Below are 24588 nucleotides of genomic sequence, written 5' to 3' on the forward strand. Positions count from 1 at the left end.
TGCGGAGTCCTGCGGAATCCTTCGGCGGGGCGGGCCGACCGCGGCCGTACGGGTGGGCCGGCCGCTGCGACCTCCTATTGTCCCGCACCGCGCGAGTGGCCGTGCCGGGGCCGGACCGGGCGGATCGTTGTAGCGTTCAAGGATGCCTGAACCGAGCCGCCGGCGACGACTGCTCGTCCTGGCGATCTGCTGTATGAGTCTGCTGATCGTCAGCCTCGACAACACCGTCCTCAACGTGGCCCTGCCGTCGATGCAGCGTGAGCTGCACGCCTCGGTGGCCGGGATGCAGTGGACCATCGACGCCTACACCCTGGTGCTGGCGTCGCTGCTGATGCTGGCCGGTTCGACCGCCGACCGGCTCGGCCGCCGGCGGATCTTCCTGGTCGGACTGGTGGTCTTCGCGCTCGGCTCGCTGCTGTGCAGCCTGGCGCCCGGGCTCCAGTGGCTGGTGATCTTCCGGATGGTGCAGGCGGTCGGCGGCTCGATGCTCAACCCGGTCGCGATGTCGATCATCACCAACACCTTCACCGACCCCAGGGAGCGGGCCCGCGCCATCGGGGTGTGGGGCGGGGTGGTCGGCATCAGCATGGCGGCCGGGCCGGTGATCGGCGGGCTGCTGGTGCAGAGCGTCGGCTGGCGCTCGATCTTCTGGATCAACGTCCCGATCGGCGCCCTCGCGCTCTTCCTCACCCTCCGGTACGTCCCCGAATCGCGCGCCCCCAGGCCGCGCCGGGTCGACCCGGTGGGCCAGCTGCTGGTGATCGCCCTGCTCGGCTCACTGACGTACGCGATCATCGAGGCACCGGACGCCGGCTGGGCCTCCCCGGAGATCCTGGCGTTCGCGCTGGTGGCGCTGGTCTCGCTGGCGGCGCTGATCGCCTACGAGCGACGCCGTGCGGAGCCGCTGATCGATCTGCGGTTCTTCCACAGCGCCCCGTTCAGCGGCGCCACCGTCGTGGCGGTCAGCGCCTTCGCCGCGCTCGGCGGCTTCCTCTTCGTCAACACGCTGTACCTACAGAACATCCGCGGGCTCTCCGCCCTGGCGGCCGGGCTCTACATGCTGCCGATGGCCGGGATGACGCTGTTCTTCGCACCGCTGTCGGGCCGGCTGGTCGGCAGCCGCGGACCACGGCTCCCGCTGCTGCTCGCCGGTACGGCGATGGGCGCCAGCGGGCTGCTCTTCGCGGCGTTCGACGCGCAGTCCGCCAACGCCCTGCTGTTCCCCGGCTATGTCCTCTTCGGCATCGGCTTCGGCCTGGTCAACGCGCCGGTCACCAATACCGCGGTGTCCGGTATGCCGCGCGCACAGGCCGGGGTGGCGGCCGCCGTGGCGTCCACCAGCCGGCAGGTGGGGCAGACCCTGGGGGTCGCGGTGATCGGCGCCGTCCTGGCGAGCGGGGCGCATGTCGCCGCCACCGCGGACGAGTTCCTCGCCGCCGCCCGCCCGGCCTGGTGGATCATCGCCGGCTGCGGCGCGGCCGTCCTGCTGCTCGGCGCCCTGACGACGGGCCGGTGGGCCAAGGAGACCGCCCGGCACACCGCGGCCCTGTTCGAGGAGGAGCGACGGGGTCAGTGTCCGGCGGACGCACGGTCGTAGCGGGGGGGCACGCGGGTGTCATGGCGGGCACGCGGAGGTACGGCCGGGCTCGCAGGCGTCATGGCCGGGCCCGCGGACGTAACCGCCCGGGCGCTTACGGGGCGTCAGACCGCGGCGCGTGCCAGCTCCTCCAGCTGCCGCAGCCGCTCGTGGGTCGTGTCGTCCACGGGGGCGTAGGACACCAGCTTGGGGCCGGGGTTGGGGCCGGTCCACAGGCTGGTGGCGGTCAGCTGGAGCACGCCCACCTGGGAGTGCCGGAAGAGCTTCACCGCGCTCACCGGGCGGACGACCTCGTGCTGCGGCCAGATCTCCCGGAATTCGGGCGAGGCCTCCATCAGCCGCGCCACCAGGGCCTTCCAGGCCGGCTCTGCGACGTGCTCGGCCATCGACGCCCGGAACTTGGCGGCCATCACCCGCATCGTGGCGTCCAGATCGACCACGCTCGCCCGCCACTCGGGGTGGGTGAACGCCAGCCACATGCAGTTGCGGTCCTCTTCGGGCAGGGCGTCGAGATCGCACATCAGCCGCCCGTAGGTGCTGTTGTAGGCGAGGATGTCGAACCGGCTGTTCTGGACGACCGCGGGGAACGGCGTCAGCTGCTCCAGGATCTGCCGCAGCGCGCGCGGAACGCCCGTGCACTCCTTGCCCGGCAGCGGATCGATCTCCCCGGCGAGCGCGAAGAGGTGACTGCGCTCGGCGCGGTCGAGCAGCAGTGCGCGCGCCACCGCGTCCAGGACCTGCGGTGACACATGGATGTCCCGGGCCTGTTCGAGCCAGGTGTACCAGGTGACGCCGACCGCTCCCAGCTGCGCGACCTCCTCGCGGCGCAGCCCGGGCGTACGCCTGCGGGCGCCGCGCGGCAGCCCGACCTGCTCGGGGGTGATCCGCTCGCGCCGGCTGCGGAGGAAGGCGGCCAGCTCGGCCCGGCGGGCGGCACCTTCGCGCGGCGCGATGCCCTGCCGCGGGGCGGTGCCCTGCCGTGGGGCGGCCTCTTCGCGCACAGCCGCCGAACCCTGGCGCGGGGCAGCACCGGACGGCGGTGCCGAACCCTGGCGCAAGGCGGCATCGGACGGCGGTGCCGCGGCCGCACCGCGCGGTGTGGCAGCCTGCGTCATGGTCGCGTCGACGGTCATGCCCCCAGCGTGCCGTAGGCCTCAGCCGGTTGCCAGGTAGCGCTGGTACCAGGATAAGAACACTCTGGTACCCGTCTGAGCGGTCGACGATCGTCGACCAGGTGAGCGATACCCAAGCACAGACCACCCCTCTTGAAGCCGCGGCAGGCGCCCCACAACAGCCCGCCGCCACGCCCTTACTGACCCCTCTCGGTCTGCTGACCGTCCTCATGGGCGCCGCCCTGCCCATGATCGACTTCTTTATCGTCAATGTCGCGCTGCCGACCATCGACCACGATCTGAACGCGGGCCCCGCGATGCTGGAGATGGTGGTGGCCGGCTACGGCGTCGCGTACGCCACGCTGCTGGTCCTCGGCGGCCGGCTCGGCGACATGGCCGGCCGCCGCCGGCTGTTCCTCTGGGGGCTGGCCACCTTCGGCCTGACGTCGCTTGCCTGCGGCCTCGCCCCGGACGCCGCCACGCTGGTGGCCGCGCGGGTCGCCCAGGGCGCCGCGTCCGCACTGCTGCTGCCGCAGGTCCTGGCCACCATCCAGGCCACGACCACCGGCAGGCGACGCGCCAAGGCCGTCAGCCTCTACGGCGGCACCGCAGGTATCTCCAGCGCCCTCGGCCAGGTGCTCGGCGGACTGCTGGTCTCCCTCAACCTGGCGGGCACCGGCTGGCGTGCGGTCTTCCTGGTGAACGTGCCGATCGCCGCGGCGGCCTGGCTGCTGGCCGCCCGTAAGGTCCCCGAGACCCGCTCCCCGCACCCGACCCGGGTCGACGGGCCCGGCACCGCTCTCCTCGCCACCGCACTGATCACCCTGCTGCTGCCGCTGACCGAGGGCCGGGCGGCCGGATGGCCCCTGTGGTCGTGGATCCTGCTGGCCGTCTTCCCCTTCGTCGGGACCGCGTTCGTCGTCGTCGAGCGCCGGGCCGAACGCGCCGGCCGTACGCCGCTGGTGCCGCCCTCGCTTCTGCGCATCCCGTCCGTGAACAGCGGCCTTTCCATGCTCATCCCGTTCTCGGTGGGCTTCGGCGGCTTCATGTTCGTGGTGGCCGTCGCGCTCCAGAACGGTCTGCGCTACGGCCCGCTCGCGGCCGGACTGTCGCTGGTGCCGCTCTGCGCCACCTTCTTCCTCGCCTCGCTCGCCGGGCCGCGGCTGGTGGGGCGCTTCGGGCGGCGGGTGGTGCTCGCCGGTTCGCTGATCCAGGGCACCGGACTGCTCGCCCTGGCACTGACCGTGTACGCGAGCTGGCCCGGCACCTCGGTGGCCGGGCTGGCGCCGAGCATGGCGGTGCTGGGCCTCGGCCAGGGCATGGTGATGCCGGTCCTGATGCGCATCGTGCTGAGCGAACTGCCGGTGGCGCAGGCGGGCGTGGGCGGCGGGGCGATGGTCACCACCCAGCAGTCCGGCCTCGCCCTGGGCGTGGCGACCCTCGGCACGCTCTTCCTCGCCCTGCTGCCGACCGTCGGCATCCGCGATGCGCTGCTCGCGGCCTTGCTGACCCAGCTGGCGATCGTCGCGGGGACGACGCTCCTCGCCCTGCGGCTACCCCGATCTGTGCGCTGACCTGCGGAAAGGCGGACCCAGGGGTGTGAGGGCGGGACAGGAGTCACATATGACGGCTGACAGATATTGAAATCTGTCAGCCGTCATGTCATGGTTGATGCACGAAGGCTCCCGAAGGCAGCCGGCCCCTTCCGGCAGCGATGACGGTTCCTGCCGAAGGTCCCTGCCGAAGGCCCCTGTCGCTGGTTCCTGCCGAAGGATCCTCGGCGGTTCCTACCGACAGCGAGCGTCTGCCGCGTTCGCCGAAGCCCCCTCCCACCCCTCCGACACCCCTCACTCATCTCACTCATCTCACTCATCTCTCTGATCCAGGAGCACACCGTGCAGACCCGCACCCTGGGCACCACCGGCCCGCAGACCTCCGCCCTCGGCCTCGGCTGCATGGGCATGTCCGCCCTCTACGGCGACAGCGACCGCAGCGAGTCCATCGCCACCATCCATGCCGCCCTCGACGCCGGCGTCACCCTGCTCGACACCGGCGACTTCTACGGCATGGGCCACAACGAACTGCTGATCAACGAGGCGCTGCACACCGCCCCGGCGGCGGCCCGCGAAAAGGCGCAGATCAGCGTGAAGTTCGGTGCCCTGCGCACCGTCGAGGGCGGCTTCACCGGCTACGACGGCAGACCCAACGCGGTGAAGAACTTCGCCGCCTACTCCCTCCAGCGCCTGGGCACCGACCACATCGACATCTACCGCATCGCCCGCCTCGACCCGGACGTCCCGATCGAGGAAACCGTCGGCGCCATGGCCGAGCTGGTGGAGGCCGGGCATGTGCGGCACATCGGCCTCTCCGAGGTGGGTGCGGAGACCCTGCGCCGGGCGGCGACCGTCGCCCCGATCTCCGACCTCCAGATCGAGTACTCGCTGATATCCCGCGGCATCGAGGAGGCGATCCTGCCCGCCGCCCGCGAACTGGGCATCGGCATCACCGCGTACGGCGTGCTGTCCCGCGGCCTGATCAGCGGCCACTTCAGCCGGGACCGCCAGCTCGCCGCGAACGACTTCCGCGGTATGAGCCCGCGCTTCCAGGGCGAGAACCTCGCGCGCAATCTCGACCTGGTGGACGCACTGCGCAAGACGGCCGAGCAGAAAGGCGTTTCGGTGGCCCAGACAGCCATCGCCTGGGTGCTCTCCCGCGGTGAGGACATCATCCCGCTGGTCGGGGCCCGCCGCCGCGACCGGCTCTCCGAGGCCCTGGGCGCTGTGGACGTCACCCTGGACGCGGACGACCTGGCCGCGATCGAGCAAGCGGTCCCGGCCGGCGCCGCCGCCGGCGACCGCTACCCGGAGGCACAGATGGCCCACCTCGACAGCGAGCGCTGAAGCGAGCGCTGACCATGGCGTCGGACGGGGGATGGGAGGGGGCGGGGGCCGGGGGGAAGACGGGGGACGGGGCGAGGGGGACGGCCAGGTACCGTCCGTAGGTACGGGCGTACGGTCCTGGTGTACGCCCCGAGTGCCCGGCGTACGGTCCTGCTGAACACCCCGAGTGCCCGGCGTATCGGCGTACGGTCCTGCTGAATGCCCCGGCGCCGGCACGTACCAGTGGTGACGCCCGGAGCGCTGCCACCGCCGTCCTCCGCCCCGCCCGCTCTCCTCGAAAGGCCGCCCGCCCCATGCCCCCCGAGACGTTGACCCCCGAGCGCATCCTCGAAGCCACCGAGGAGGTGCTGCGTCGCTACGGCCCCGCCAAGGCCACGGTCGTGGACGTGGCGCGTGCCCTGGGCGTCAGCCATGGCAGCGTCTACCGCCACTTCCGCACGAAGGCGGCGCTGCGCGAGGCGGTGACCCAGCGCTGGCTGGAGCGTACGAGCCAGGAACTGTCCGCCATCGTGGCGGAGGAGGGCCCGGCCGCCGAGCGTCTGGACCGCTGGCTGACCGCCCTCTTCGAGGCCAAGCGGCACAAGGCCGGCGACGACCCCGAACTGTTCGCCACATACATGACCTTGATCGGCGAGAGCGGCGGTGCGGTCGACCGGCACATCACCGACCTGGAGGCCCAGCTCACCGCCATCATCGAGGCCGGCGTCAGCCAGGGGGCCTTCCACACCCCCTCCCCCGCCACCACCGCCCGCGCCGTCTTCGACGCCACCGGCCGCTTCCACGACCCGTGTTACGCCGCCGAGTGGTCCCGCCCGGAAATCACCACCGACTTCGAAGCCGTCCGCGACCTGATCCTGCGCGGCCTGCGCAGCTGAGACGCCCCAGCGGTCCGCCTGTTGCCGGTGCCCGCAGCCCGGATTCCTCTCGTACGGGCTGCCGCGAACCGGCCACGGCCACCGTCAGGAGGACAGGTGGTAGGAGAGGGTGTAGTAGGCACCGTCCTCGCGGAACTTCATCTCGCCGTAGCCGAGCAGCGGGATCTGCTCGCCGAGCAGGTCGTCCTCATCAACACTGTCGCTCTCGTACATGCGGACCTTGGCGACGTCGCCCTTGAAGTGGAAGGACTGGTTGATGTTGCGGGTGCCGCCGTCGCCGATCCGGGTCGAGTAGACCCGCTCGCCGTTGATCGTGATGTAGATGTCGTCCTTACCGTTCCAGTCTTCCTGCCTGACGCATTCGAGCCGGCCGAACTTCACGACACCCATGAGCATTCCCTCCGTGGTCGCCGAGGTGCGCCTGTACGGCTGATCCTTCCCGCCGGACATCAACGGTCACCACACAGCGGTGGCGGAAGCGCGTTCGGGCCGTTGCGCCAGGGTCGGCCGTGCCGGAAGAGGGCCCAGGTGAGCGGGGCGAACGCGGCGATGCGGGCGACGGCATGGGCTGGCGGGCGGTGTTCCACGGGGGGGGAACCAGCCGTTGAAGAGGGCGCGCCGCCCCTACGGGGGCCGGGCTGTGGCAACGCCCTCGCGGCCGGGGCCAGAGCCGGGGCCGCCAGGGCGTGGCCCGGGTGCTACTTCTTGAAGCCGTAGTCCAGCAGCTTCTTGGCGTCCGCCGTGCGGTCATTGACCGAGGAGGAGGCGAGGACCGTGCCGATGACGGTCTTGCCGTTCCGGGTGGCGGCGAAGACCAGGCAGTACTTGGCCTCCGGGCCGGAACCGGTCTTCACACCGATGGTGCCCGCGTAGCTGCCGAGCAGGTTGTTGGTGTTCTCCCACGACATGTAGCGGTAGCCGCCGCTCTTCGTCGTGACCTTCTGCTTGGTCGCCTTCGTCCCCACGACCGTACGGAACGTGGAGTACTTCATCGCGTTGCTCGCGAGCTTGGTCAGGTCGCGCGGCGTCGAGTAGTTGGCGCCGTGCCCGATGCCGTCGAACGAGTCGAAGTGCGTGTTCGTCAGGCCGAGGCTCTTGGCGGTGGCGTTCATCTTGCCGATGAACGACTTCACCCGGGCCTCCCGGGTGGACCCGGTGCCGAACTTGTCGGCCAGCGCGTACGCGGCGTCACAGCCGGACGGCAGCATCAGCCCGTAGAGCAGCTGCCGGACGCTGACCTTGTCGCCGACGATCAACCGGGCCGACGAGGCATAGTTGTTGTCGACGATGTAGTCGCTGTAGGCCTTCTGGACCGTGACCTTGGAATCCAGGTTCAGATTCGGCTGCCCGAGGACCACCCGGGCCGTCATGATCTTGGTGGTGGAACCGGTGGAACGACGGGTGTCCGCGGCCTTGGTGAACAGGGACTTGCCCGTGCCGTTGTTCATCACGAAACCGCCCTTGGCGGTGATCGTGGGCGTCGGGAGCGAGGCGGCCTGCGCGGGGGCGGCGAACGCCCCGGCTGCCAGGACGGCTCCAGCGGTCATGACAACCGCAGAGACGCGACGAATGCCCTTGATGCTGGTTTTCAAAATTGACTACTCCAAATACCGCTGCAGTACGGCGCGGAGCGGATGAGAGACCCGCTCGTTCATGAGACGCGTGGGAGAGGCCGATGGATGCGCCCGGGCAGGGGTCAGTTTCCGACGCCCAGGAAGTGCAGTACCGCGAGCACCCGGCGGTGGTCGGCGTTCGCCTTCGGCAGGTCCAGTTTGGCGAGGATGTTGTTGATGTGTTTGGCGACCGCGCTCTCGCTCACCACGAGCTGGGCGGCGATCCCCGCATTGGAGCGCCCCTCGGCCATCAGGGCCAGGACCTCCCGCTCACGGGCCGTCAGCCGCTCCAGCGGATCGCTCGCCCGCCGCACCAGCAGCTGGGCGACGACCTGCGGGTCCAGCGCGGTGCCGCCGGCCGCCACCCTGCGCAGCGCCTCGATGAACTCCTCGACATCCGCGACCCGTTGCTTGAGCAGATAGCCGATGCCGCTGGTGTTGGCGGACAGCAGCTCGGCGGCGTAGCGCTCCTCCACGTACTGGGACAGCATCAGTACGGCGGTGTCCGGCCACTGCCGCCGGATCACCAGCGCGGCCCGCACCCCTTCGTCGGTGAAGCCGGGCGGCATCCGGACATCGACCACCGCGATGTCCGGGCGGTGCTCCTCGACCGCCCGCAACAGGTCCTCGGCGTCGCCCACTTCGGCCACCACCTCGAACCCGGCCACCTCCAGGACCTTGACCACCCCGATCCTGAGCAGGACGGAATCCTCGGCGATCACAGCGCGCTTCACGGCATGCACGGCAACTCCACGGTGATGACGGTCGGGCCCCCTGGAGGGCTGCTGAGCGAGAGCGTGCCGTCCACCGAGGCCACGCGCTGTGCGAGCCCGGTCAGACCGGTCCCCCCGGACGGGTCGGCCCCGCCCTTGCCATCATCGGTCACCCGCACCCGCAGCGTGTCACCGGTCCGTTCGGCGACCACCTCCGCACGGCCGGCGCCTGCGTGCTTGGTGACGTTGGCCAGCGCCTCGGAGACCACGAAGTAGGCCACCGCCTCCACCGCGGGCGCGGCCCGCTCGGCCACGTCGACGGTGACCCGTACCGGAATCGGGGCACGGGCCGCGATGCCGGACAGCGCGGCATCCAGCCCCCGGTCGTCCAGTACGTGCGGATGCAGGCCCCGCACCAGCTGGTTGAGCTCTTCCAGGGCCTCCTTGGCCTCGCGGTGCGCCTCGTCGATGACCGTACGGGCCTCGGGCGGCAGCGCGGTGAGGGTTGCCCGGGCCAGGCCCAGGTTGACCGCCAGCGAGACCAGCCGCTGTTGGGCACCGTCGTGCAGATCGCGCTCGATACGGCGGCGTTCGGCGTCCGCGGCGGCGATCGTCTCGGCCCGCCGGCCGGCCAGGTCCTCGACCCGGCGCGCCAGTTCCTCGGCCCGGCTGGGGCCCAGCAGGCGCTGGGCGATCAGCGACTCCAGCCGTATCAGCGCGCGGGTGAGCCGGGGCAGGAACGGGACCAGCATGAGCCCGGGCACGGCGAGGATCCAGCCGTCGACATCGGCCCACTGGGAGAACGCCCAGTATCGCGGCAGCACCCAGTACCAGGCGTAGAAGGTGATACCCGCGACGCTCCCCACCCACAGCACGAGCACCGTGGCCTCCAGGACGCCCAACGCCGCCGGACCGGCCAGCTGGTGGTAGCCCAGCTGCCGCCAGTACTGCGCGCTGCACAGTCGGCGCCAGGCCCGCTGGAACTCGTGCCGCCCCTGCACGGGCGGTGTCATGGCTATCTCGGTGTCCGCGAACGCCGCGAACCTCCGCCGCTGGAGCCAGGTCATCGGCATCGCGCCCGCCGCGGCGAGGGTCAGCGGAACGAGTGCGGCGCTGCGTGCGTAGACGAGCGTCAGGCTGAACCAGACCCACAGCAGGAAGGCGGCGCCGTGCAGCAGCACGCCGGTGGTGAGGAAGGCGGTCTGCTGTCGTACCTGGACCAGCAGGTGCTTCGGCACGGCGAGGATTCTCATGGGGAAGACGGTAAAGCCCCAGGTCAGCGACGACCATCACGGCAGGGTCCGCAACGGGGGTGTAGCTGGTGCCACCCCAGGTCGGACAGCGGCGTTACTGACCGCGGAGGGCGGAATCCGGATTCTTGATCATGAGCCCGACGGCCGGGTTCACGGACACCGGAAGAGACCCCATCCATGGCCCTCATTGCCTTCAACTCCCCTGGCAGCCACGGCAGTTACGCAAAAGCGAGCCGGGCCTCCCGCGGGGGACGCGGCACGCTTGTGCTGAGCACGGCCCGCCGCCGGCAGGGCCTTCTCCTCACCGGCGCCGGGCTCGCCCTGCTCCCCTGGCTCGGCTACCTCGCCGGCACCCTGCCCCCGGCCGAGGCCGCCGCCTGGATCACCCTCGACGCACTGGAGGCCGCCGCCCTCCTCGCCGCCGGCACCCGTCTGCTGCGCGCCGACCCCCGCCACCGCGCCCCCGCGTCCGCCGCCGCGGTCCTCCTGCTCGCCGACGCCTGTATCGACCTCGCCACCGCCGCCCCCGGCGCGGAGTTCGCCACCGCCGTAGCCATGGCCGTGGCGGCCGAGCTCCCCCTGGCGGCCCTGTGCGCAACGCTCGCCGTACGCGCGGGGCGGGCAACGGCGCCCTAGGGTACGGCCGAACAGAACCCGTAGGGGACACCGGCGCCCCCTCGGGGCCACAACACGGCGCGCCGGAGCGGGTATTCCGGCGGGCCACAACCCGGCGGGCCACAACCTGGCGGGCCCCAAACCCGCACTCGACGGGCCACAACCCAACGCGGCCCAAACCCGCACTCAACGGGCCACAACACGGCGCGCCCAACCAGCACTCCGACGAGCCACAACGCGACGCACCCAAACCAGCACTCCGGCGGTCCAAGCCGCCCCCGCCCCCACCCCTCCCCCACCCCGACAGCAGTGATGCCGGGCCCCTCGGGGGAGCCCGGCACCAGTGCTGTCCGGTTGTGCTGCGTCAGCAGGCCCTGAGGCGGTGCTGCGTCAGCAAGCTGTGCGGCGGTGCCGCGTCAGCAGCCCAGGAGGCGGCCGCCCAGGTACGCCTGGATCTGGTCCAGGGACACCCGCTCCTGCTTCATCGTGTCGCGCTCGCGCACGGTGACCGCATTGTCGTCGAGGGTGTCGAAGTCGACGGTGACGCAGAACGGGGTGCCGATCTCGTCCTGACGGCGGTAGCGGCGGCCGATGGCGCCGGCGTCGTCGAACTCGATGTTCCAGTTCTTGCGCAGGTCGGCCGCGAGGCCCTTGGCCTTCGGGGAGAGCTGCGGGTTGCGGGAGAGCGGCAGCACCGCGACCTTGACCGGCGCCAGGCGCGGGTCGAGCTGCATGACCGTGCGCTTCTCCATCTTGCCCTTGGCGTTGGGCGCCTCGTCCTCGACGTAGGCGTCGAGCATGAAGGCGAGCATCGCGCGGTTCACACCGGCCGCCGGCTCGATGACGTACGGAGTCCAGCGCTCGCCGGCCTCCTGGTCGAAGTAGGAGAGGTCCTGGCCGGACGCCTTGGAGTGCGCAGCCAGGTCGTAGTCGGTGCGGTTGGCCACGCCCTCCAGCTCGGAGAACTCGGTGCCGCCGAAGTTGAAGCGGTACTCGATGTCAGCGGTGCGCTTGGAGTAGTGCGAGAGCTTCTCCGCGGGGTGCTCGTACCAGCGGATGTTCTCCTCGCGGATACCGAGGTCGCGGTACCAGTTCCAGCGCTGCTCCATCCAGTACTCGTGCCACTTCTCGTCCTCGCCCGGCTTGACGAAGAACTCCATCTCCATCTGCTCGAACTCACGGGTGCGGAAGATGAAGTTGCCCGGAGTGATCTCGTTCCGGAAGGACTTGCCCATCTGCGCGATGCCGAACGGCGGCTTCTTGCGGGAGGTCTGCTGGACCTGGGCGAAGTTGGTGAAGATGCCCTGTGCGGTCTCGGGGCGCAGGTAGGCGACCGAGGCGGTGTCCTGGGACGGGCCGAGGTGGGTGGAGAGCAGACCGGAGAACTGCTTGGGCTCGGTGAAGCCGCCCTTGTTGCCGCAGTGCGGGCAGTTGATGTCGGCGAGGCCGTTCTCGGGGAGCTTGCCGTGCTTGGCCTCGTACGCCTCCTCCAGGTGGTCCGCGCGGAAGCGCTTGTGGCAGGAGGTGCACTCGGTGAGCGGGTCGGTGAAGGTGGCGACGTGGCCGGACGCCTGCCACACCTCGGGGGCCAGGATCACCGACGAGTCGAGACCGACGACGTCGTCGCGCGAGGTGACCATGGCGCGCCACCACTGACGCTTGATGTTCTCCTTGAGCTCGACGCCCAGCGGACCGTAGTCCCAGGCAGCCCGGGAGCCGCCGTAGATCTCACTGCACGGGTATACGAAGCCACGGCGCTTGCTCAGGCTGACGATGGTATCGATCTTGTCGGCGGCCACGGTGCTCTCTTCATTACGACGACGAACGATGGATGGGCGGCGCCCTAGCGCCTCGATGGGGGGTGCTGGTCGGCAGGCGGGTGGGCGAATAGTTCAGGGTACCGGCGGCCGCACCCCCCGGACCAAATCGGTCCGGCCACTGTCGGCCCGCTCACACCGCCCCGCAGCTTTATTGACAATCGTTTCCACGTTTGTTGAAAATGAGTGTCATGAACATACGCCGTCACATATCCACCGCGGCCGTCGCCGGGGCCGCCACCCTCGGCCTCCTGGCGCTCTCCGCCTGCTCCCCCACCAGCAGCGGCCGCACGGACGACGGCAAGCTGAAGGTGACAGCGTCCTTCTACCCCATGGAATTCCTCGCCGGGCAGATCGGCGGGAAGCACGTCGAGGTGACCGGCCTCACCAAGCCCGGCGTCGAGCCGCACGATCTTGAGCTGACCCCGAAGCAGACCGCCCAGCTCGGCGAGTCCGGCGCGGTCGTCTACCTCAAGGGCCTTCAGCCCGCCGTGGACGACGCGATCAAGCAGTCCGGCGTCAAGAACGTCGCCGACGCCGCCGCGCTGACCTCCCTTGAGGGGCACGGCACCGAGGTCGACGGCCACCACCACACCACCGGCGACAACCACTCCCACTCGGAGGCCGAGGGCGGCAAGGACCCGCACATCTGGCTCGACCCGGTGAAGTACGCCGAGGTCGCCAAGGGCGTCAACAAGACCCTCGCCAAGGCCGACCCGGACCACAAGGCCGACTTCCAGAAGAACACCGACGCGCTGGTGAAGAAGCTGAACGGGCTGGACAAGGAGTTCCGGGACGGGCTGAAGAAGCGGTCGTCGGACACCTTCCTCACCACCCACGCCGCCTTCGGCTACCTCGCCGAGCGCTACGGCCTGACCGAAGAGGCCATCAGCGGCCTCGACCCCGAGTCCGAGCCCAGCGCCCACCGCATCCAGGAACTGCACACCCTCGCCAAGGACCACCACGTCTCCACGGTCTTCTTCGAGACGATCGCCAACCCGGCCACCGCCAGGACCCTGGCCGGCGATCTGCACCTGAAGACCGATGTGCTCGACCCGATCGAGGGGATCACCGGCACGTCCCGCGGCAAGGACTACTTCGGCGTGCAGCGCGCCAACCTCGCCGCCCTCAAGAAGGCGCTCGGCAGTAAATGAGCCAGTCCGGTCCCGCACCCCGGCACGTCACGGAGGTCACCATGAACCAGCCGCTCCCCGAGTCGGTCATAGACCTGCGCGGCGCCACCGCCTCGCTGGGCGCCCGCCCCGTGCTGCGCGGCGTCGACCTCACCGTGCGCAGCGGCGAGGTGGTCGCCCTGCTGGGCGCCAACGGCTCCGGCAAGTCCACGGCCGTACGCTCGGTGATCGGCCAGGTCCCGCTCACCGGCGGCGCGCTGTCCCTCTTCGGTACGGAGTTCCGCCGCTTCAAGGGCTGGGCCCGGATCGGCTACGTCCCGCAGCGCACCACCGCGGCCGGCGGGGTCCCCGCCACCGTCCGGGAGGTCGTCACGGCCGGCCGGCTGGCCCGTACGAAGCTGGGCATCCTGCGCAAGGCCGACCGCGCCGCCGTCCACCGGGCGCTGGAACTCGTCGGCATGGCCGACCGGGCCAGGGACTCCGTCAATGCGCTCTCCGGCGGGCAGCACCAGCGGGTGCTGATCGCCCGCGCGCTGGCCGGCGAACCGGAACTGCTGATCATGGACGAGCCGATGGCCGGCGTCGACCTGGCCAGCCAGGAGGTGCTGGCCGCCGCCCTGCGCGAGCAGGTCGCCCGGGGCACGACCGTCCTGCTCGTGCTGCACGAACTGGGCCCGCTGGAGCCGCTGATCGACCGGGCGGTGGTGCTGCGCGACGGCTGCGTCGTCCACGACGGTCCGCCGCCCGAGGCCGTGGGCCAGCACGCCCTGCCCGGCCACGACCACGTCCACCCGCACGCCGACGCCGCCGCGGAACCGCTCCGCACCGGCCTGCTGAGCTAGGGGCCGCACCTCATGGAAATCCTCAACTACGCCTTCATGCAGCGGGCGCTGATCGCCGCGCTGATCGTCGGCATCACCGCGCCCGCCATCGGCATCTACCTCGTCCAGCGCCGCCAGGCCCTGATGGGCGACGGCATCGGCCATGTCGCCCTCACCGGCGTCGGCCTCGGCTTCCTGCTCAACCAGAGCCCGGTGTGGATCGCCACCGCCGTCGCCGTCCTCGGCTCCGTCGTCATGGAGCTGATCCGCTGGTACGGCAAGACCCGCGGCGATCTCGCGCTGGCCATGCTGTTCTACGGCGGTATGGCCGGCGGCGTGATGCTGATGAACCTCTCCGAGGCCGGCTCCAACGCCAACCTCGGCACCTACCTCTTCGGCTCGATCACCACCGTCTCGCCGCAGGACATGACGACGATCTATGTGCTCGCCGCGCTGGTGCTGGTGATCACGGTCGGGCTGCGCCGCCAGCTCTTCGCGGTCTGCCAGGACGAGGAGTTCGCCCGGGTGACCGGCCTGCCGGTCCGGCTGCTCAACCTGCTGATCGCGGTCACCGCCGCGGTCACCGTCACCGTCGCCATGCGCGTCGTCGGCCTGCTGCTGGTCAGCGCCCTGATGGTGATCCCGGTCGCGGCGGCCCAGCAGATCAGCCGCAGCTTCGCGGTCACCTTCACGGTGGCCGTCGCCATCGGCGTCGCCGTCACCCTTACGGGCACCGCCACGTCGTACTACGTGGACGTCCCGTCCGGTGCGACGATTGTGCTCTTCGCCATCGGGCTGTTCGTGATCTTCACCGCGCTCGCCGCGCCCCTCGCGAAAAAGCGCGCCAGGGCTGCCGCACAGGCCGGGGAGGGGTGCACCCTGGAGGTACCCGCCGGCCGCACCGCGGACGATGTCAGCGTGCGCGGCTAGCGGGCACGGAGAGCGTGACGTGCGCACGTGTGGCGAGCGAAAGCGCCCCACCAGGCAACCGGTCGTTTCCTGGCACAATGGCGGGACGCATGCGCAGGGGGACATCCTGACGTCTTAGGGAGGCAACGGTGGCGACGAGCGCGGGATCTCCGGTACGCGGCCGGTCGACGCGGCAGCGGACCGCGGTGTCCGCCGCACTCGACGAGGTGGACGAGTTCCGTAGTGCGCAGGAGCTGCACGACATGCTCAAGCACCGCGGCGACTCGGTCGGGCTGACCACCGTCTACCGCACGCTGCAATCGCTCGCCGACGCCGGCGAGGTCGATGTGCTGCGCACCAGCGACGGCGAGGCGGTCTACCGCCGGTGCAGCACCGACGACCATCACCACCACCTGGTGTGCCGGGCCTGCGGCAAGGCCGTGGAGGTCGAGGGCCCCGCGGTGGAGAAGTGGGCCGACCAGATCGCCACCGAGCACGGCTTCCAGGACGTGGCGCACACCATCGAAATCTTCGGGACCTGCGGCGACTGCGCGGCACAGGCCGCCGAGGGCACATAACCCCACGACCAGCGCACACGGGCCCGCCTCCCCGGGGAGGCGGGCCCGTGTCATGCCTCGCGTCCTACGTGGCCGACTGCCCGTCCACGTCCGGCGCGGCACCGAACCGGCGGTCCCGCTTCGCGTACTCCAGGCACGCGTCCCACAGATTCCGCCGGTCGAAGTCCGGCCACAGAATGTCCTGGAACACCATCTCGGCGTACGCGCTCTGCCAGATCAGGTAGTTCGAGGTCCGCTGCTCACCGGACGGGCGGACGAAGAGATCCACATCCGGCATGTCCGGGTAGTACATGTACTTCGCGACGGTCTTCTCATTGACCTTCGACGGGTCGAGCTTTCCGGCCCGTACATCCGCGGCAATCGCCGCCGCCGCGTCCGCGATCTCCGCACGACCGCCGTAATTCACGCAAAAATACAGCGTCATTGCGTCATTGTTCTTGGTCTGCTCCTGGGCGATCTGGAGCTCCTGCACCACGGACTTCCACAGCTTCGGCATCCGCCCGACCCAGCGGATGCGGATACCCAGCGCATCCATCTCGTCACGGCGCCGCCGGATCACATCCCGGTTGAAGTTCATCAGGAACTTGACCTCGTCGGGCGACCGCTTCCAGTTCTCCGTCGAGAAGGCGTAGAGCGAAAGGTTCTTCACACCCATTTCGATGCAGCCCTTGAGGACGTCCAGCACGACGCCCTCGCCGACCTTGTGCCCCTCGGTACGCGGCAGCCCGCGCTCCTTCGCCCACCGGCCGTTGCCGTCCATGACCACGGCCACATGATTGGGGACCAGCTCACCGGGGATCTTCGGCGGCCGTGCACCAGAGGGGTGCGGCTCGGGCGTAACGTACTCGCGTCGATTACGGCCCAGAATCCCGCGTCGTGCCATGCGGCCCACTTCTCCTATGTGTCTTGGGGTCGGTCTCTTGGGGTCGTTGGGGTCGTGCTTGCCTACTGCTCCACGTACCGGAGGGAGCGCAGGCCCCGCTCCAGGTGCCAGTGGAGATACGCCGTGACCAGCCCGCTGCCCTCCCGGGCATGACGGGCCTCGCAGGCGTCCGCGGTCTCCCAGTCGCCGGTCAGCAGCGCACTGAGGAGCCCGATGGCCTCGGACGAGGGTACGACGCTCCCGGGCACCCGGCAGTCGCCGCATATCACGCCGCCCGAGGCGACCGAGAAGAACCGGTTCGGGCCGGGCAGCCCGCACCGCGCACAGCTGTCGAAGCTCGGCGCGTAGCCGTTGACGGCGAGCGAGCGCAGCAGGAACGCGTCGAGGACGAGATGCGGGGCGTGCTCCCCGCGCGCCAGCGTCCGCAGCCCACCCACCAGCAGCAGATACTGCTGCACCGCGGGCTCGCCCTCGTGGTCGGTGAACCGCTCGGCGGTCTCCAGCATGGCCGTGCCGGCCGTGTAGCGGGCGTAGTCGGTGACGATCCCGCCACCGTACGCGGCGATCGTCTCGCTCTGCGTACACAGCGGCAGCCCCCGCCCGACCAGCTCACTACCGCGCGCGTAGAACTGCACATCCACGTGCGAGAACGGCTCCAGCCGCGCCCCGAACTTCGACTTCGTCCGCCGCACCCCGCGCGCCACCGCGCGCACCCGCCCGTGCCCGCGGGTGAGCAGCGTGATGATCCGGTCCGCCTCACCCAGCTTCTGGGTGCGCAGCACGATGCCGTCGTCGCGGAACAGACTCATGGTGCCCATTCTCGCCCATCGCGGCGGGGCGCCGTTCCCCCGGCCCGGACCCGCGCACGGGCCCCGGCGCGGGTCCCCCGGCCGACCTCAGGGCCGCTCCCCCCGGGAGGGCTCGGCCAGCGCGTCGATCAGCTGCCGGGCGACCTCCATCGAGCACCGCCCCAGTTCGACGAGCGGCGGCGTGTACCGGTGCGCGATCGATACGGGGTCGGGCCGGAGGGAGGGCAGTACGACGCCCGCGCGGGCGAGCGCCTCCCGCAATTCCGTCGTCACGGTCTCCACTTCCTGGAACTGCTGCATCATCGTCCGCACCTTCCGTGAGGGGTTTCACTGATTGCAAGCAGAGCGTGACGCTGCGGAACTACGCTGGGCAAGCAGATCGGCAGTGCATCGGCACTACAACTGCCGGGCAGCACAAGGGAGTTATGTCATGGCCAATGCCTCGCGGCAGGCAGCCTGGGAGTACTGGGGTGCGGAACTCAAGCGCCGGAGGGAAGTCGCCGGCCTGACCCAGGAGGCACTGGGGCGGCTGGTATTCGTCTCCGGTGGCTACATCGGCCAGTTCGAGCAGGCGATCCGTAAGCCGCAGCTGGATGTGGCGATCCGGATCGACGAGGTTTTACAAACCGACGGCTTTTTCGAGCGCACGTGGCGCAAGCTGATCGACGACAAGCGGTACGCGGATTACTTCGCGGCAGCGGCGGAGCTGGAGCGGCTGGCGACGAAGATCTGTGAGTTCGCACCGATGATCGTGCCCGGGCTGCTTCAGACTGCGGCATACACCTGGGCGCTCATGCACGCGGGCGATCCGTTCGCAGCGCACGAGCGCATCGAGGAGGGAGTCCGCTCTCGTCTGGAACGGGCGGTCATCCTCAAGGAGGCCACAAGGCCTACGTACTGGGTAGTGCTGCACGAGGCCGTACTGCGGGTGCCGGTGGGCGGCTCAGCCGTCATGGCCGAACAATTGGAGCACATCATGCAGCTCGCGCGGGAACGCAAGCTCCTCGTGCAGATCCTTCCGTTCGCCGCAGGCCCCTACCCATCCATGGGCAAGATGCTGAAGCTCATGGAGTTCGACGACGCGCCGCCAACCGCCTATACAGGCCACCCCGGCGTCGTCCCCGTCCGCGACAGCAAGGCACCCCAGCGCCCGGCCCTGGTGATTCAGGCGCCCGCTTGGTCCGCCTTCGTCGACGCCGTCAAGAACGCGCGTTTCGAGGCCGCCTGACCGAGCTTCACCAAGCGCCCACAACAGGCACACACGGCCCCGTCATCTCACCTGGATGACGGGGCCACATCACGTTATGGTCCGGGCATCGCGGGGGGAAGGCGACCTTCCGCACTTCTCAGTCGCTCCTTGCGATCTGTCACTCACGGCACGTCAACTCCCCGGTAGCATCCCCAGATGATCGGCAGCACGTACGAAGCCGTAAGGCGCCGCCGACCCCGTCAGTACCCCAATTGAGGATCCCGATGACATCCATACCGGAGGCGCTGTTGTGGTGCCTCAGTGCAGGTACGGCCGCCGCCGTGATCCTGGCGGCGCTCTCGGTCCGGGCGAGCGGTCAGCGCAAGGCCCTGAGAGCACGCCTGACCGCCGCTGAGGAACAGAACAGTGCCACGCTCCACAGCAATACGGAGCTGTCGGCCCGGCTGCGCGCCACCGAGGCCGAGATCCGGCATCTGGCCGGGACCCGGCTCCCCGATCTGACGACCGCGCTGGCCCACCCGCATGTGCCGGTACGCGGCCTGCTGGACGCGCGGTTCGCCGGGTCGGAGACCGACCAGGCGCTGGGCGCCGTACTGGAGCAGGTCGGCGAGGCGATCACCAAGGAGCGGACCCGGGTCGACGCGGCGGCGCAGTCCACCCTGCGGGGTGCGACGCAGACCATCCAGGCGCTGCTCTACCGCCTCCAGACCGCGCTACAGGAGATGCAGCACCGCTACGACGACCCGAACGTCGCCCAGGACCTGCTGAACGCCGACTTCCTCAACGAGCAGGCGCTGCGGCGCATCCAGGCCACGGCCGTGGTGTGCGGTGCCTGGCCCGGGCTGACCCGGGAGGACTCGTACCTGGCGGAGCTGGTCGTGGGAGCCACCTCGCGGCTGCGCGGCTACGAGCGCATCCAGGTCAGCAACCAGCTGCGGGACCCGGTCGCGGTGGTCGCGCGGGCCGTCGAGCCGATCGCGATCACGGTCACCGAACTGCTGGCGAACGCGCTGCACCACTCGCACCGTGAACTGCCGGTCACCGTCACCCTCCAGCAGGGCAACCGCGGCGCCTCGGTCATCATCGACGACTACGGCGTCGGGATGCACAACGACGAGATCAAGGCGGCCATGGAGCTGCTGTCGGGCGAGGGCGATCTGCTGCTGACCCAGCTCGGTGACCCGCCGCGGTCCGGCTTCGCGGCGGCCGGTCAGCTGGTGCGCCAGTACGGCTTCGGGGTGCATGTCGAGTCCTCTCCGTACGGCGGTGTGCGCGCGGTGGTCTACATCCCCGGGGACCCCCTGCTCACCCTCCTCGACGAGAGCGCCCAGCCGATGTCCGTGATGGCGCCGCTGCCGCACCGTTCCGGGCTGCCGGAACGTTCCACCTCTGCGCTCCCGACCGGGGCGACGGGGAGTGCATCCGCTTCGCCGGCTGCGTCCCCGGCGGCTGGGTCCCCGGCTGCCGCCGCCCCCGCGCCCGCCGCCTCTGCGGCCCCCGGGCCGCACCCGGAGGCCCCCGCCCCGCTCGACGCCGCGGCGCCGTCCGCCGCGCCGGCCGCCGCCCCGGCCGAGGGTGAACTCCCGCGCCGGCGCCGCCGTAAGCCGGTGTCCGAACTCGACGAGAGCGCCCAGCGCTCCGCACCGCTTCCCCCGCGCTCCCCGGAGGAGACCGGGTCCCGCTGGGCAGCGCTCCAGCGCGGCACCGAATCCGGACGGGCAGCCGCTCAGTCAGAACCCCCTCGCAGTCCCGAAGGGAACGCCCAGTCATGAACAGCCCCACCCGCCGCCGCGTCGCCGAGGACAAGTCCTGGGTTCTGGCGCCCCTTTTGGAGTTGCCGCATGTTATCCACGCAGCCGTGATCTCCGGCGACGGATTCATCGAGGGCGCCTCACCGGGCCTGACCCGGGACTCCGCCGAGGGGGTCGCCGCGATGATGTCCGCGCTCCAGGGCGCGGGGCGCGCCGTGACCGCGGCGTTCGCCGGGAAGGACGACACCAGGCTGCGGCAGACCGTCATCGAGTCCGACGAGGGCTTCGTCTTCGCGATACCGGCCGGTGAGAACACCTGCCTGGCCGTGTTCGCCGGCCCGGAGGTGAACATGGGCGTCGTCGCGCACCATATGCAGATCCAGGTGGCGACCCTGGGCAACAAGGTCATGAACAGCCCGGCCCGGGACCTCGGTAACCCGGCATGACCCCACGCCAGAGCAGCGGGCGGCGCCTCGTACCGGCCTATCTGGCGACCGGCGGACGCGCCCAGCCCAGCCGTAACACGTTGGACCGGCTCACCCTGCTGCACAGCGTGGGGATGCCGATCACCAGTGAGGTACGTCCGGAAGAGCAGCGCGTCCTGGAGCTGTTGGAGCCCGGGGCGCTGTCTCTGGCCGAGGTCGCCGCCCACCTCCACCTGCCCGTCAGCGTGGTGAAGGTGCTGGTGGCCGATCTCGTCGACGCCGGGCGGCTGCTGGCCCGTGCCCCCATTCCCGAAGCCGAGCAATTCGACCGACACATCCTGGAGAGGGTTCTCGATGGACTCCGCTCTCTCAAGTCCTGACACCGGTACCGCTACCGGCGGCATGTACCTCTCCGGCGACGACCAGACGCTGGTCAAGCTGCTGGTCGCGGGCCCGTTCGGGGTCGGAAAGACGACGCTCATCCGTGCGCTGTCCGAAACCCCGCCGCTGCACACCGAAGAGGTCATGACCCAGACCGGCGCGATCGTCGACGATCTCGCCGGGGTACGGGAGAAGACCACCACCACCGTCGCCATCGACTTCGGGCGGCTGACGCTGCCCGGGGACCTGGTGCTCTATCTGTTCGGCACGCCCGGGCAGAAACGCTTCCGCCCCCTGTGGCAGGACATCGCCAGGGGTGCGCTGGGCGCCCTGGTCCTCGCGGACACCCGCCGGCTGGCGGACTCCTTCGAGGTGATGGACATCGTCGAGGAGGCCGGGCTGCGGTATGCGGTGGCGGTCAACACCTTTCCCGACGCCCCCCATTACTCCGTCGAAAAACTCCGCGAGGCGCTCGATCTGGACCCCGCGACGCCGCTGGTGCTGTGCGACGCCCGCGACCGGCAGCAGTCCGTCGATGCGCTGATCGCGCTCGTCGGGCATGTGCTGGCCCATACCCCCGAGGAGAACCGGAACCCGTGACTTCCCCGCACCAGCAGGGCGCCACGCCGCCACCGGGCTGCCCGGCACACGCCGCCGCACCGCCGCCGCAGCAGCAGCACGCCATGTCCCAGCCGCCGAACCGGCCCGACGGACCGGCTCCGGTGAAGCTCTACGGACCGGAGTTCGCCGCCGATCCGCGCCGCATCTACGCCCATCTGCGGCAGTACGGCGCGCTGGCGCCCGTGGAGATCGCGCCGGATGTGACCGCGCTGCTGGTCACCGACTACCGCGCGGCGCTCGACCTGCTGCACGACGACAGCACCTGGTCGAAGGACTCCCGGGAGTGGATGACGACCGTTCCGCAGGACACCCCGGTCATGCCGATGCTGATGTGGCGGCCCAACGTCTTCTACAGCGACGGCCCGGCACACGTCCGCTACCGGGACGTCATCGTCGACAGCTTCCGTCGCGTCGAACCGCATGAGCTGCGCGCCCGTGTCCACCACGCCGCGGACACCCTGATCCGGCGCTTCGGCGCGCACGGCGAGGTCGATCTGATCGCCGACTATGCGCGGCTGATCCCGCTGCTGATGTTCAACAACCTCTTCGGGCTGCCGGATTCGTACAGCGAACGGCTGATCACCGCCCTCGCGGGGATGCTGGAGGGCAACTCCCCCGAGGAGGCGGCGGCCGCCAACGAGGCGTTCACCAACTACATCATGGAGCTGGTCGGCTCGAAGAAGGCCGCGCGGGGACCGGACCTGACCTCGTGGTACATGGACCACCCCAACGCGCTCAACGACGAGGAGCTGATCCACAACATCATCCTCACGATGGGTGCAGGCAATGAACCGCTCGCCAACCTCATCGGCAATGCGCTCTCGCGGATGCTCTCCGACGACCGCTACTACAACACCCTCTCCGGCGGCGCACTGACCGCGCACGACGCGATCAACGAGGTGCTGTGGCGGGACCCGCCGCTGACCAACTACTCCGCCCACTTCCCGGTCCGTGATGTCTTCTTCCACGGCACCTGGGTACGCAAGGGGCAGCTGGTGATGGTGTCGTACGCGGCCGCCAACAGCCAGTTCGACACCGACGCGCTGGAGGCCCCCGGCTCGGGCGGCGGCTCGCACCTGGCGTGGGCGGCCGGCCCGCACGCCTGCCCGGTGAAGCGGCATGCGCTGCTGATCGCCACCACCGCGATCGAGCGGCTGACCGCCTGGCTGTCCGACATCGAACTCGCCGTCGAACCGGCCGCGTTGCAGTGGCGCAACGGCGCCTTCCACCGGGCGCTGGTCGCCCTCCCGGCGCGCTTCACCCCCATCACCCCCGACCAGGCAGGAGCCACTCCATGGCACAACAGGGACCGCAGCCCTACGTCATCGACCCGGTCGGAAGCGACATCCACGGAGAGGCAGCCCGCCTCCGCGCGCTAGGGCCCGCGGCGCGGATCGAACTCCCCGGTGGCTTCGAGGCCTGGGCGGTCACCGGCCACACCCTCCTCAAGGACCTGCTGACCGACGACCGGGTCTCCAAGAACCCCCGGGAGCACTGGCCGGCCTGGCAGCGCGAGGAGGTGCGCAGCAGCTGGCTCCAGTCGTGGATCGGCGTCACCAACATGTTCACCGCGTACGGACCCGACCACCGGCGGCTGCGCAAGCTGATCGCCCCGGCGTTCACGGCCCGCCGTACGGAGGCGATGCTGCCGCGCGTGGAGCGCATCACTCAGGAGCTGCTGGACCGGCTCGCCCGGCACCCCGCGGGCTCCGTCATCGATCTCCGTACGGAGTTCGCCCATCCGCTGCCCATGCAGGTCATCTGCGAACTCTTCGGCTTCCCCGAGGGTGAGCCGCGCGCCGAACTGGCCCGCCTGGTCGAGGCGATCATGGACACCACGGCCACCCCGGAGCAGGCGGCCGCCACGGGGGCGGCGGTGCACGCCCTGCTGTCCGGTCTGGTCGCCGACAAGCGCGCGGAGCCCGACGACGACCTCACCAGCCTGCTGGTCTCCGCCCACGACGACGAGGGCGAGACGATGACCGAGCAGGAGCTGCTGGACACCCTGCTGCTGGTCATCGGCGCCGGCCACGAGACCACCGTCGACCTGATCGGCAACGCCGTCCACGCCCTGCTCACCCACCCCGACCAGCTCAAGCTGGTGCGGTCGGGGCAGGCGCACTGGAACGACGTCATCGAGGAGACCCTGCGCTGGGCCCCCAGCATCGCCAGCCTCCCGCTGCGGTTCGCCGTGGACGACATCGACATCCCCGGCGGGCCCACCATCCGCAAGGGCGAGGCGATTCTCCCGGCGTACGCGGCGGCAGGACGTGACCCGGAGTTCCACGGCGACACCGCCGCGGAGTTCGACATCCGGCGGGCCGCACAGGAGCACCTGGCCTTCGGCCACGGGGTCCACCGCTGCCTCGGCGCCCCGCTGGCCCGTATGGAGGCCAGGATCGCCCTGCCGGCGCTCTTCAGCCGCTTCCCGGACCTCGAACTGGGCGTGGCGCCGGAGGAGTTGGAGCCCACCAGCGGCTTCATCTCCAGCGGTCTGCGCAGCCTCCCGCTCCGCCTGACGCCTGCCCGGGCCTGAACTCTCCCGCCCGCTCCCGTCCTACGGGCCGACGCC

At 70.4% G+C, this 24588-nt stretch carries 25 protein-coding genes; 16 read left to right on the plus strand and 9 right to left on the minus strand.

Features of this window, described 5'->3' with window-relative positions; all coding sequences use genetic code 11:
• Positions 1-142: 142 nt before the first annotated feature.
• Positions 143-1597: an MFS transporter gene (locus ACZ55A_RS04250; protein ID WP_468832967.1), complete on the plus strand. Its 1455-nt coding sequence runs from the start codon at positions 143-145 to the stop codon at positions 1595-1597.
• Positions 1598-1701: 104 nt separating this feature from the next.
• Here ACZ55A_RS04250 and ACZ55A_RS04255 read toward each other — a convergent pair whose 3' ends face one another.
• Positions 1702-2730 carry a helix-turn-helix transcriptional regulator gene (locus tag ACZ55A_RS04255; protein WP_468832971.1) on the minus strand — a complete coding sequence of 343 codons (1029 nt, stop codon included), beginning with the start codon at positions 2728-2730 and terminating at the stop codon, positions 1702-1704.
• Between the two features lie 101 nt (positions 2731-2831).
• Between ACZ55A_RS04255 and ACZ55A_RS04260 the strand changes: the two genes are divergently transcribed.
• The 3 genes from ACZ55A_RS04260 (at position 2832) to ACZ55A_RS04270 (ending at position 6484) form a co-directional block, all read left to right on the plus strand.
• Positions 2832-4283, plus strand: a complete 1452-nt coding sequence (locus ACZ55A_RS04260; protein WP_468832976.1) for an MFS transporter — start codon at positions 2832-2834, stop codon at positions 4281-4283.
• 321 nt (positions 4284-4604) lie between these two features.
• Complete coding sequence (locus ACZ55A_RS04265) at positions 4605-5609, plus strand: aldo/keto reductase (RefSeq protein WP_468832980.1); 1005 nt, start codon at positions 4605-4607, stop codon at positions 5607-5609.
• Between the two features lie 293 nt (positions 5610-5902).
• A complete protein-coding gene (locus ACZ55A_RS04270) occupies positions 5903-6484 on the plus strand; it encodes a TetR/AcrR family transcriptional regulator (protein WP_468832984.1) in 582 nt (193 codons plus the stop codon).
• 84 nt (positions 6485-6568) lie between these two features.
• On the opposite strand, the gene ACZ55A_RS04275 is transcribed toward ACZ55A_RS04270, so the two are convergent.
• The 4 genes from ACZ55A_RS04275 to ACZ55A_RS04290 all read right to left on the minus strand — a co-directional run bounded on the left by ACZ55A_RS04275 (position 6569) and on the right by ACZ55A_RS04290 (position 10063).
• Positions 6569-6874, minus strand: a complete 306-nt coding sequence (locus tag ACZ55A_RS04275; protein WP_468832988.1) for a C2 domain-containing protein — start codon at positions 6872-6874, stop codon at positions 6569-6571.
• Between the two features lie 308 nt (positions 6875-7182).
• On the minus strand, positions 7183-8031 hold the full coding sequence (locus ACZ55A_RS04280; protein ID WP_468832992.1) for a D-alanyl-D-alanine carboxypeptidase family protein: 849 nt from the start codon (positions 8029-8031) through the stop codon (positions 7183-7185).
• 149 nt (positions 8032-8180) lie between these two features.
• Positions 8181-8819, minus strand: a complete 639-nt coding sequence (locus ACZ55A_RS04285) for a response regulator (protein WP_468834647.1) — start codon at positions 8817-8819, stop codon at positions 8181-8183.
• Between the two features lie 8 nt (positions 8820-8827).
• Positions 8828-10063: a sensor histidine kinase gene (locus tag ACZ55A_RS04290; protein WP_468832997.1), complete on the minus strand. Its 1236-nt coding sequence runs from the start codon at positions 10061-10063 to the stop codon at positions 8828-8830.
• Positions 10064-10240: 177 nt separating this feature from the next.
• Between ACZ55A_RS04290 and ACZ55A_RS04295 the strand changes: the two genes are divergently transcribed.
• A complete protein-coding gene (locus ACZ55A_RS04295; RefSeq protein ID WP_468833001.1) occupies positions 10241-10699 on the plus strand; it encodes a hypothetical protein in 459 nt (152 codons plus the stop codon).
• A gap of 395 nt (positions 10700-11094) precedes the next feature.
• Here ACZ55A_RS04295 and ACZ55A_RS04300 read toward each other — a convergent pair whose 3' ends face one another.
• A complete protein-coding gene (locus tag ACZ55A_RS04300) occupies positions 11095-12477 on the minus strand; it encodes a glycine--tRNA ligase (RefSeq protein WP_468833005.1) in 1383 nt (460 codons plus the stop codon).
• 209 nt (positions 12478-12686) lie between these two features.
• On the opposite strand from ACZ55A_RS04300, the gene ACZ55A_RS04305 reads away from it, so the two are divergent.
• The 4 genes from ACZ55A_RS04305 (at position 12687) to ACZ55A_RS04320 (ending at position 15936) form a co-directional block, all read left to right on the plus strand.
• Positions 12687-13649 carry a metal ABC transporter substrate-binding protein gene (locus ACZ55A_RS04305; protein ID WP_468833008.1) on the plus strand — a complete coding sequence of 321 codons (963 nt, stop codon included), beginning with the start codon at positions 12687-12689 and terminating at the stop codon, positions 13647-13649.
• A gap of 41 nt (positions 13650-13690) precedes the next feature.
• Positions 13691-14470 (plus strand): metal ABC transporter ATP-binding protein, encoded by a 780-nt coding sequence (locus ACZ55A_RS04310; RefSeq protein ID WP_468833012.1) that lies wholly within the window; start codon positions 13691-13693, stop codon positions 14468-14470.
• Between the two features lie 12 nt (positions 14471-14482).
• Entirely contained in the window at positions 14483-15379 is an 897-nt protein-coding gene (locus ACZ55A_RS04315) for a metal ABC transporter permease (RefSeq protein WP_468833015.1), read from the plus strand.
• Positions 15380-15507: 128 nt separating this feature from the next.
• Entirely contained in the window at positions 15508-15936 is a 429-nt protein-coding gene (locus ACZ55A_RS04320) for a Fur family transcriptional regulator (protein WP_468833019.1), read from the plus strand.
• Positions 15937-16000: 64 nt separating this feature from the next.
• On the opposite strand, the gene ACZ55A_RS04325 is transcribed toward ACZ55A_RS04320, so the two are convergent.
• The 3 genes from ACZ55A_RS04325 to ACZ55A_RS04335 all read right to left on the minus strand — a co-directional run bounded on the left by ACZ55A_RS04325 (position 16001) and on the right by ACZ55A_RS04335 (position 17931).
• The gene (locus ACZ55A_RS04325; protein WP_468833022.1) at positions 16001-16819 is read right to left on the minus strand and encodes an isoprenyl transferase; all 819 of its coding nucleotides are present in this window, start codon (positions 16817-16819) and stop codon (positions 16001-16003) included.
• Positions 16820-16881: 62 nt separating this feature from the next.
• Positions 16882-17628, minus strand: coding sequence for a DNA repair protein RecO (gene recO, locus ACZ55A_RS04330; RefSeq protein WP_030413705.1), 747 nt, complete (start codon positions 17626-17628; stop codon positions 16882-16884).
• An 87-nt stretch (positions 17629-17715) separates the two neighbouring features.
• Positions 17716-17931 carry a hypothetical protein gene (locus ACZ55A_RS04335; RefSeq protein WP_468833027.1) on the minus strand — a complete coding sequence of 72 codons (216 nt, stop codon included), beginning with the start codon at positions 17929-17931 and terminating at the stop codon, positions 17716-17718.
• Positions 17932-18058: 127 nt separating this feature from the next.
• On the opposite strand from ACZ55A_RS04335, the gene ACZ55A_RS04340 reads away from it, so the two are divergent.
• The 7 genes from ACZ55A_RS04340 to ACZ55A_RS04370 all read left to right on the plus strand — a co-directional run bounded on the left by ACZ55A_RS04340 (position 18059) and on the right by ACZ55A_RS04370 (position 24552).
• Entirely contained in the window at positions 18059-18856 is a 798-nt protein-coding gene (locus ACZ55A_RS04340; protein WP_468833030.1) for a Scr1 family TA system antitoxin-like transcriptional regulator, read from the plus strand.
• Positions 18857-19101: 245 nt separating this feature from the next.
• The gene (locus ACZ55A_RS04345; RefSeq protein ID WP_468833033.1) at positions 19102-20610 is read left to right on the plus strand and encodes an ATP-binding protein; all 1509 of its coding nucleotides are present in this window, start codon (positions 19102-19104) and stop codon (positions 20608-20610) included.
• A complete protein-coding gene (locus ACZ55A_RS04350) occupies positions 20607-21035 on the plus strand; it encodes a roadblock/LC7 domain-containing protein (protein WP_468833036.1) in 429 nt (142 codons plus the stop codon). Before ACZ55A_RS04345 ends, ACZ55A_RS04350 begins: the two co-directional genes overlap by 4 nt.
• Complete coding sequence (locus ACZ55A_RS04355; protein ID WP_468833039.1) at positions 21032-21394, plus strand: DUF742 domain-containing protein; 363 nt, start codon at positions 21032-21034, stop codon at positions 21392-21394. The genes ACZ55A_RS04350 and ACZ55A_RS04355 overlap by 4 nt, the downstream gene beginning before the upstream one ends.
• A complete protein-coding gene (locus ACZ55A_RS04360) occupies positions 21369-21995 on the plus strand; it encodes a GTP-binding protein (RefSeq protein ID WP_468833042.1) in 627 nt (208 codons plus the stop codon). Before ACZ55A_RS04355 ends, ACZ55A_RS04360 begins: the two co-directional genes overlap by 26 nt.
• Positions 21992-23395, plus strand: coding sequence for a cytochrome P450 family protein (locus ACZ55A_RS04365; RefSeq protein WP_468833045.1), 1404 nt, complete (start codon positions 21992-21994; stop codon positions 23393-23395). The genes ACZ55A_RS04360 and ACZ55A_RS04365 overlap by 4 nt, the downstream gene beginning before the upstream one ends.
• The gene (locus ACZ55A_RS04370; RefSeq protein WP_468833049.1) at positions 23311-24552 is read left to right on the plus strand and encodes a cytochrome P450 family protein; all 1242 of its coding nucleotides are present in this window, start codon (positions 23311-23313) and stop codon (positions 24550-24552) included. The genes ACZ55A_RS04365 and ACZ55A_RS04370 overlap by 85 nt, the downstream gene beginning before the upstream one ends.
• Positions 24553-24588 lie beyond the last annotated feature (36 nt).

The organism is Streptomyces sp. NPDC034111 (genome assembly GCF_055575375.1).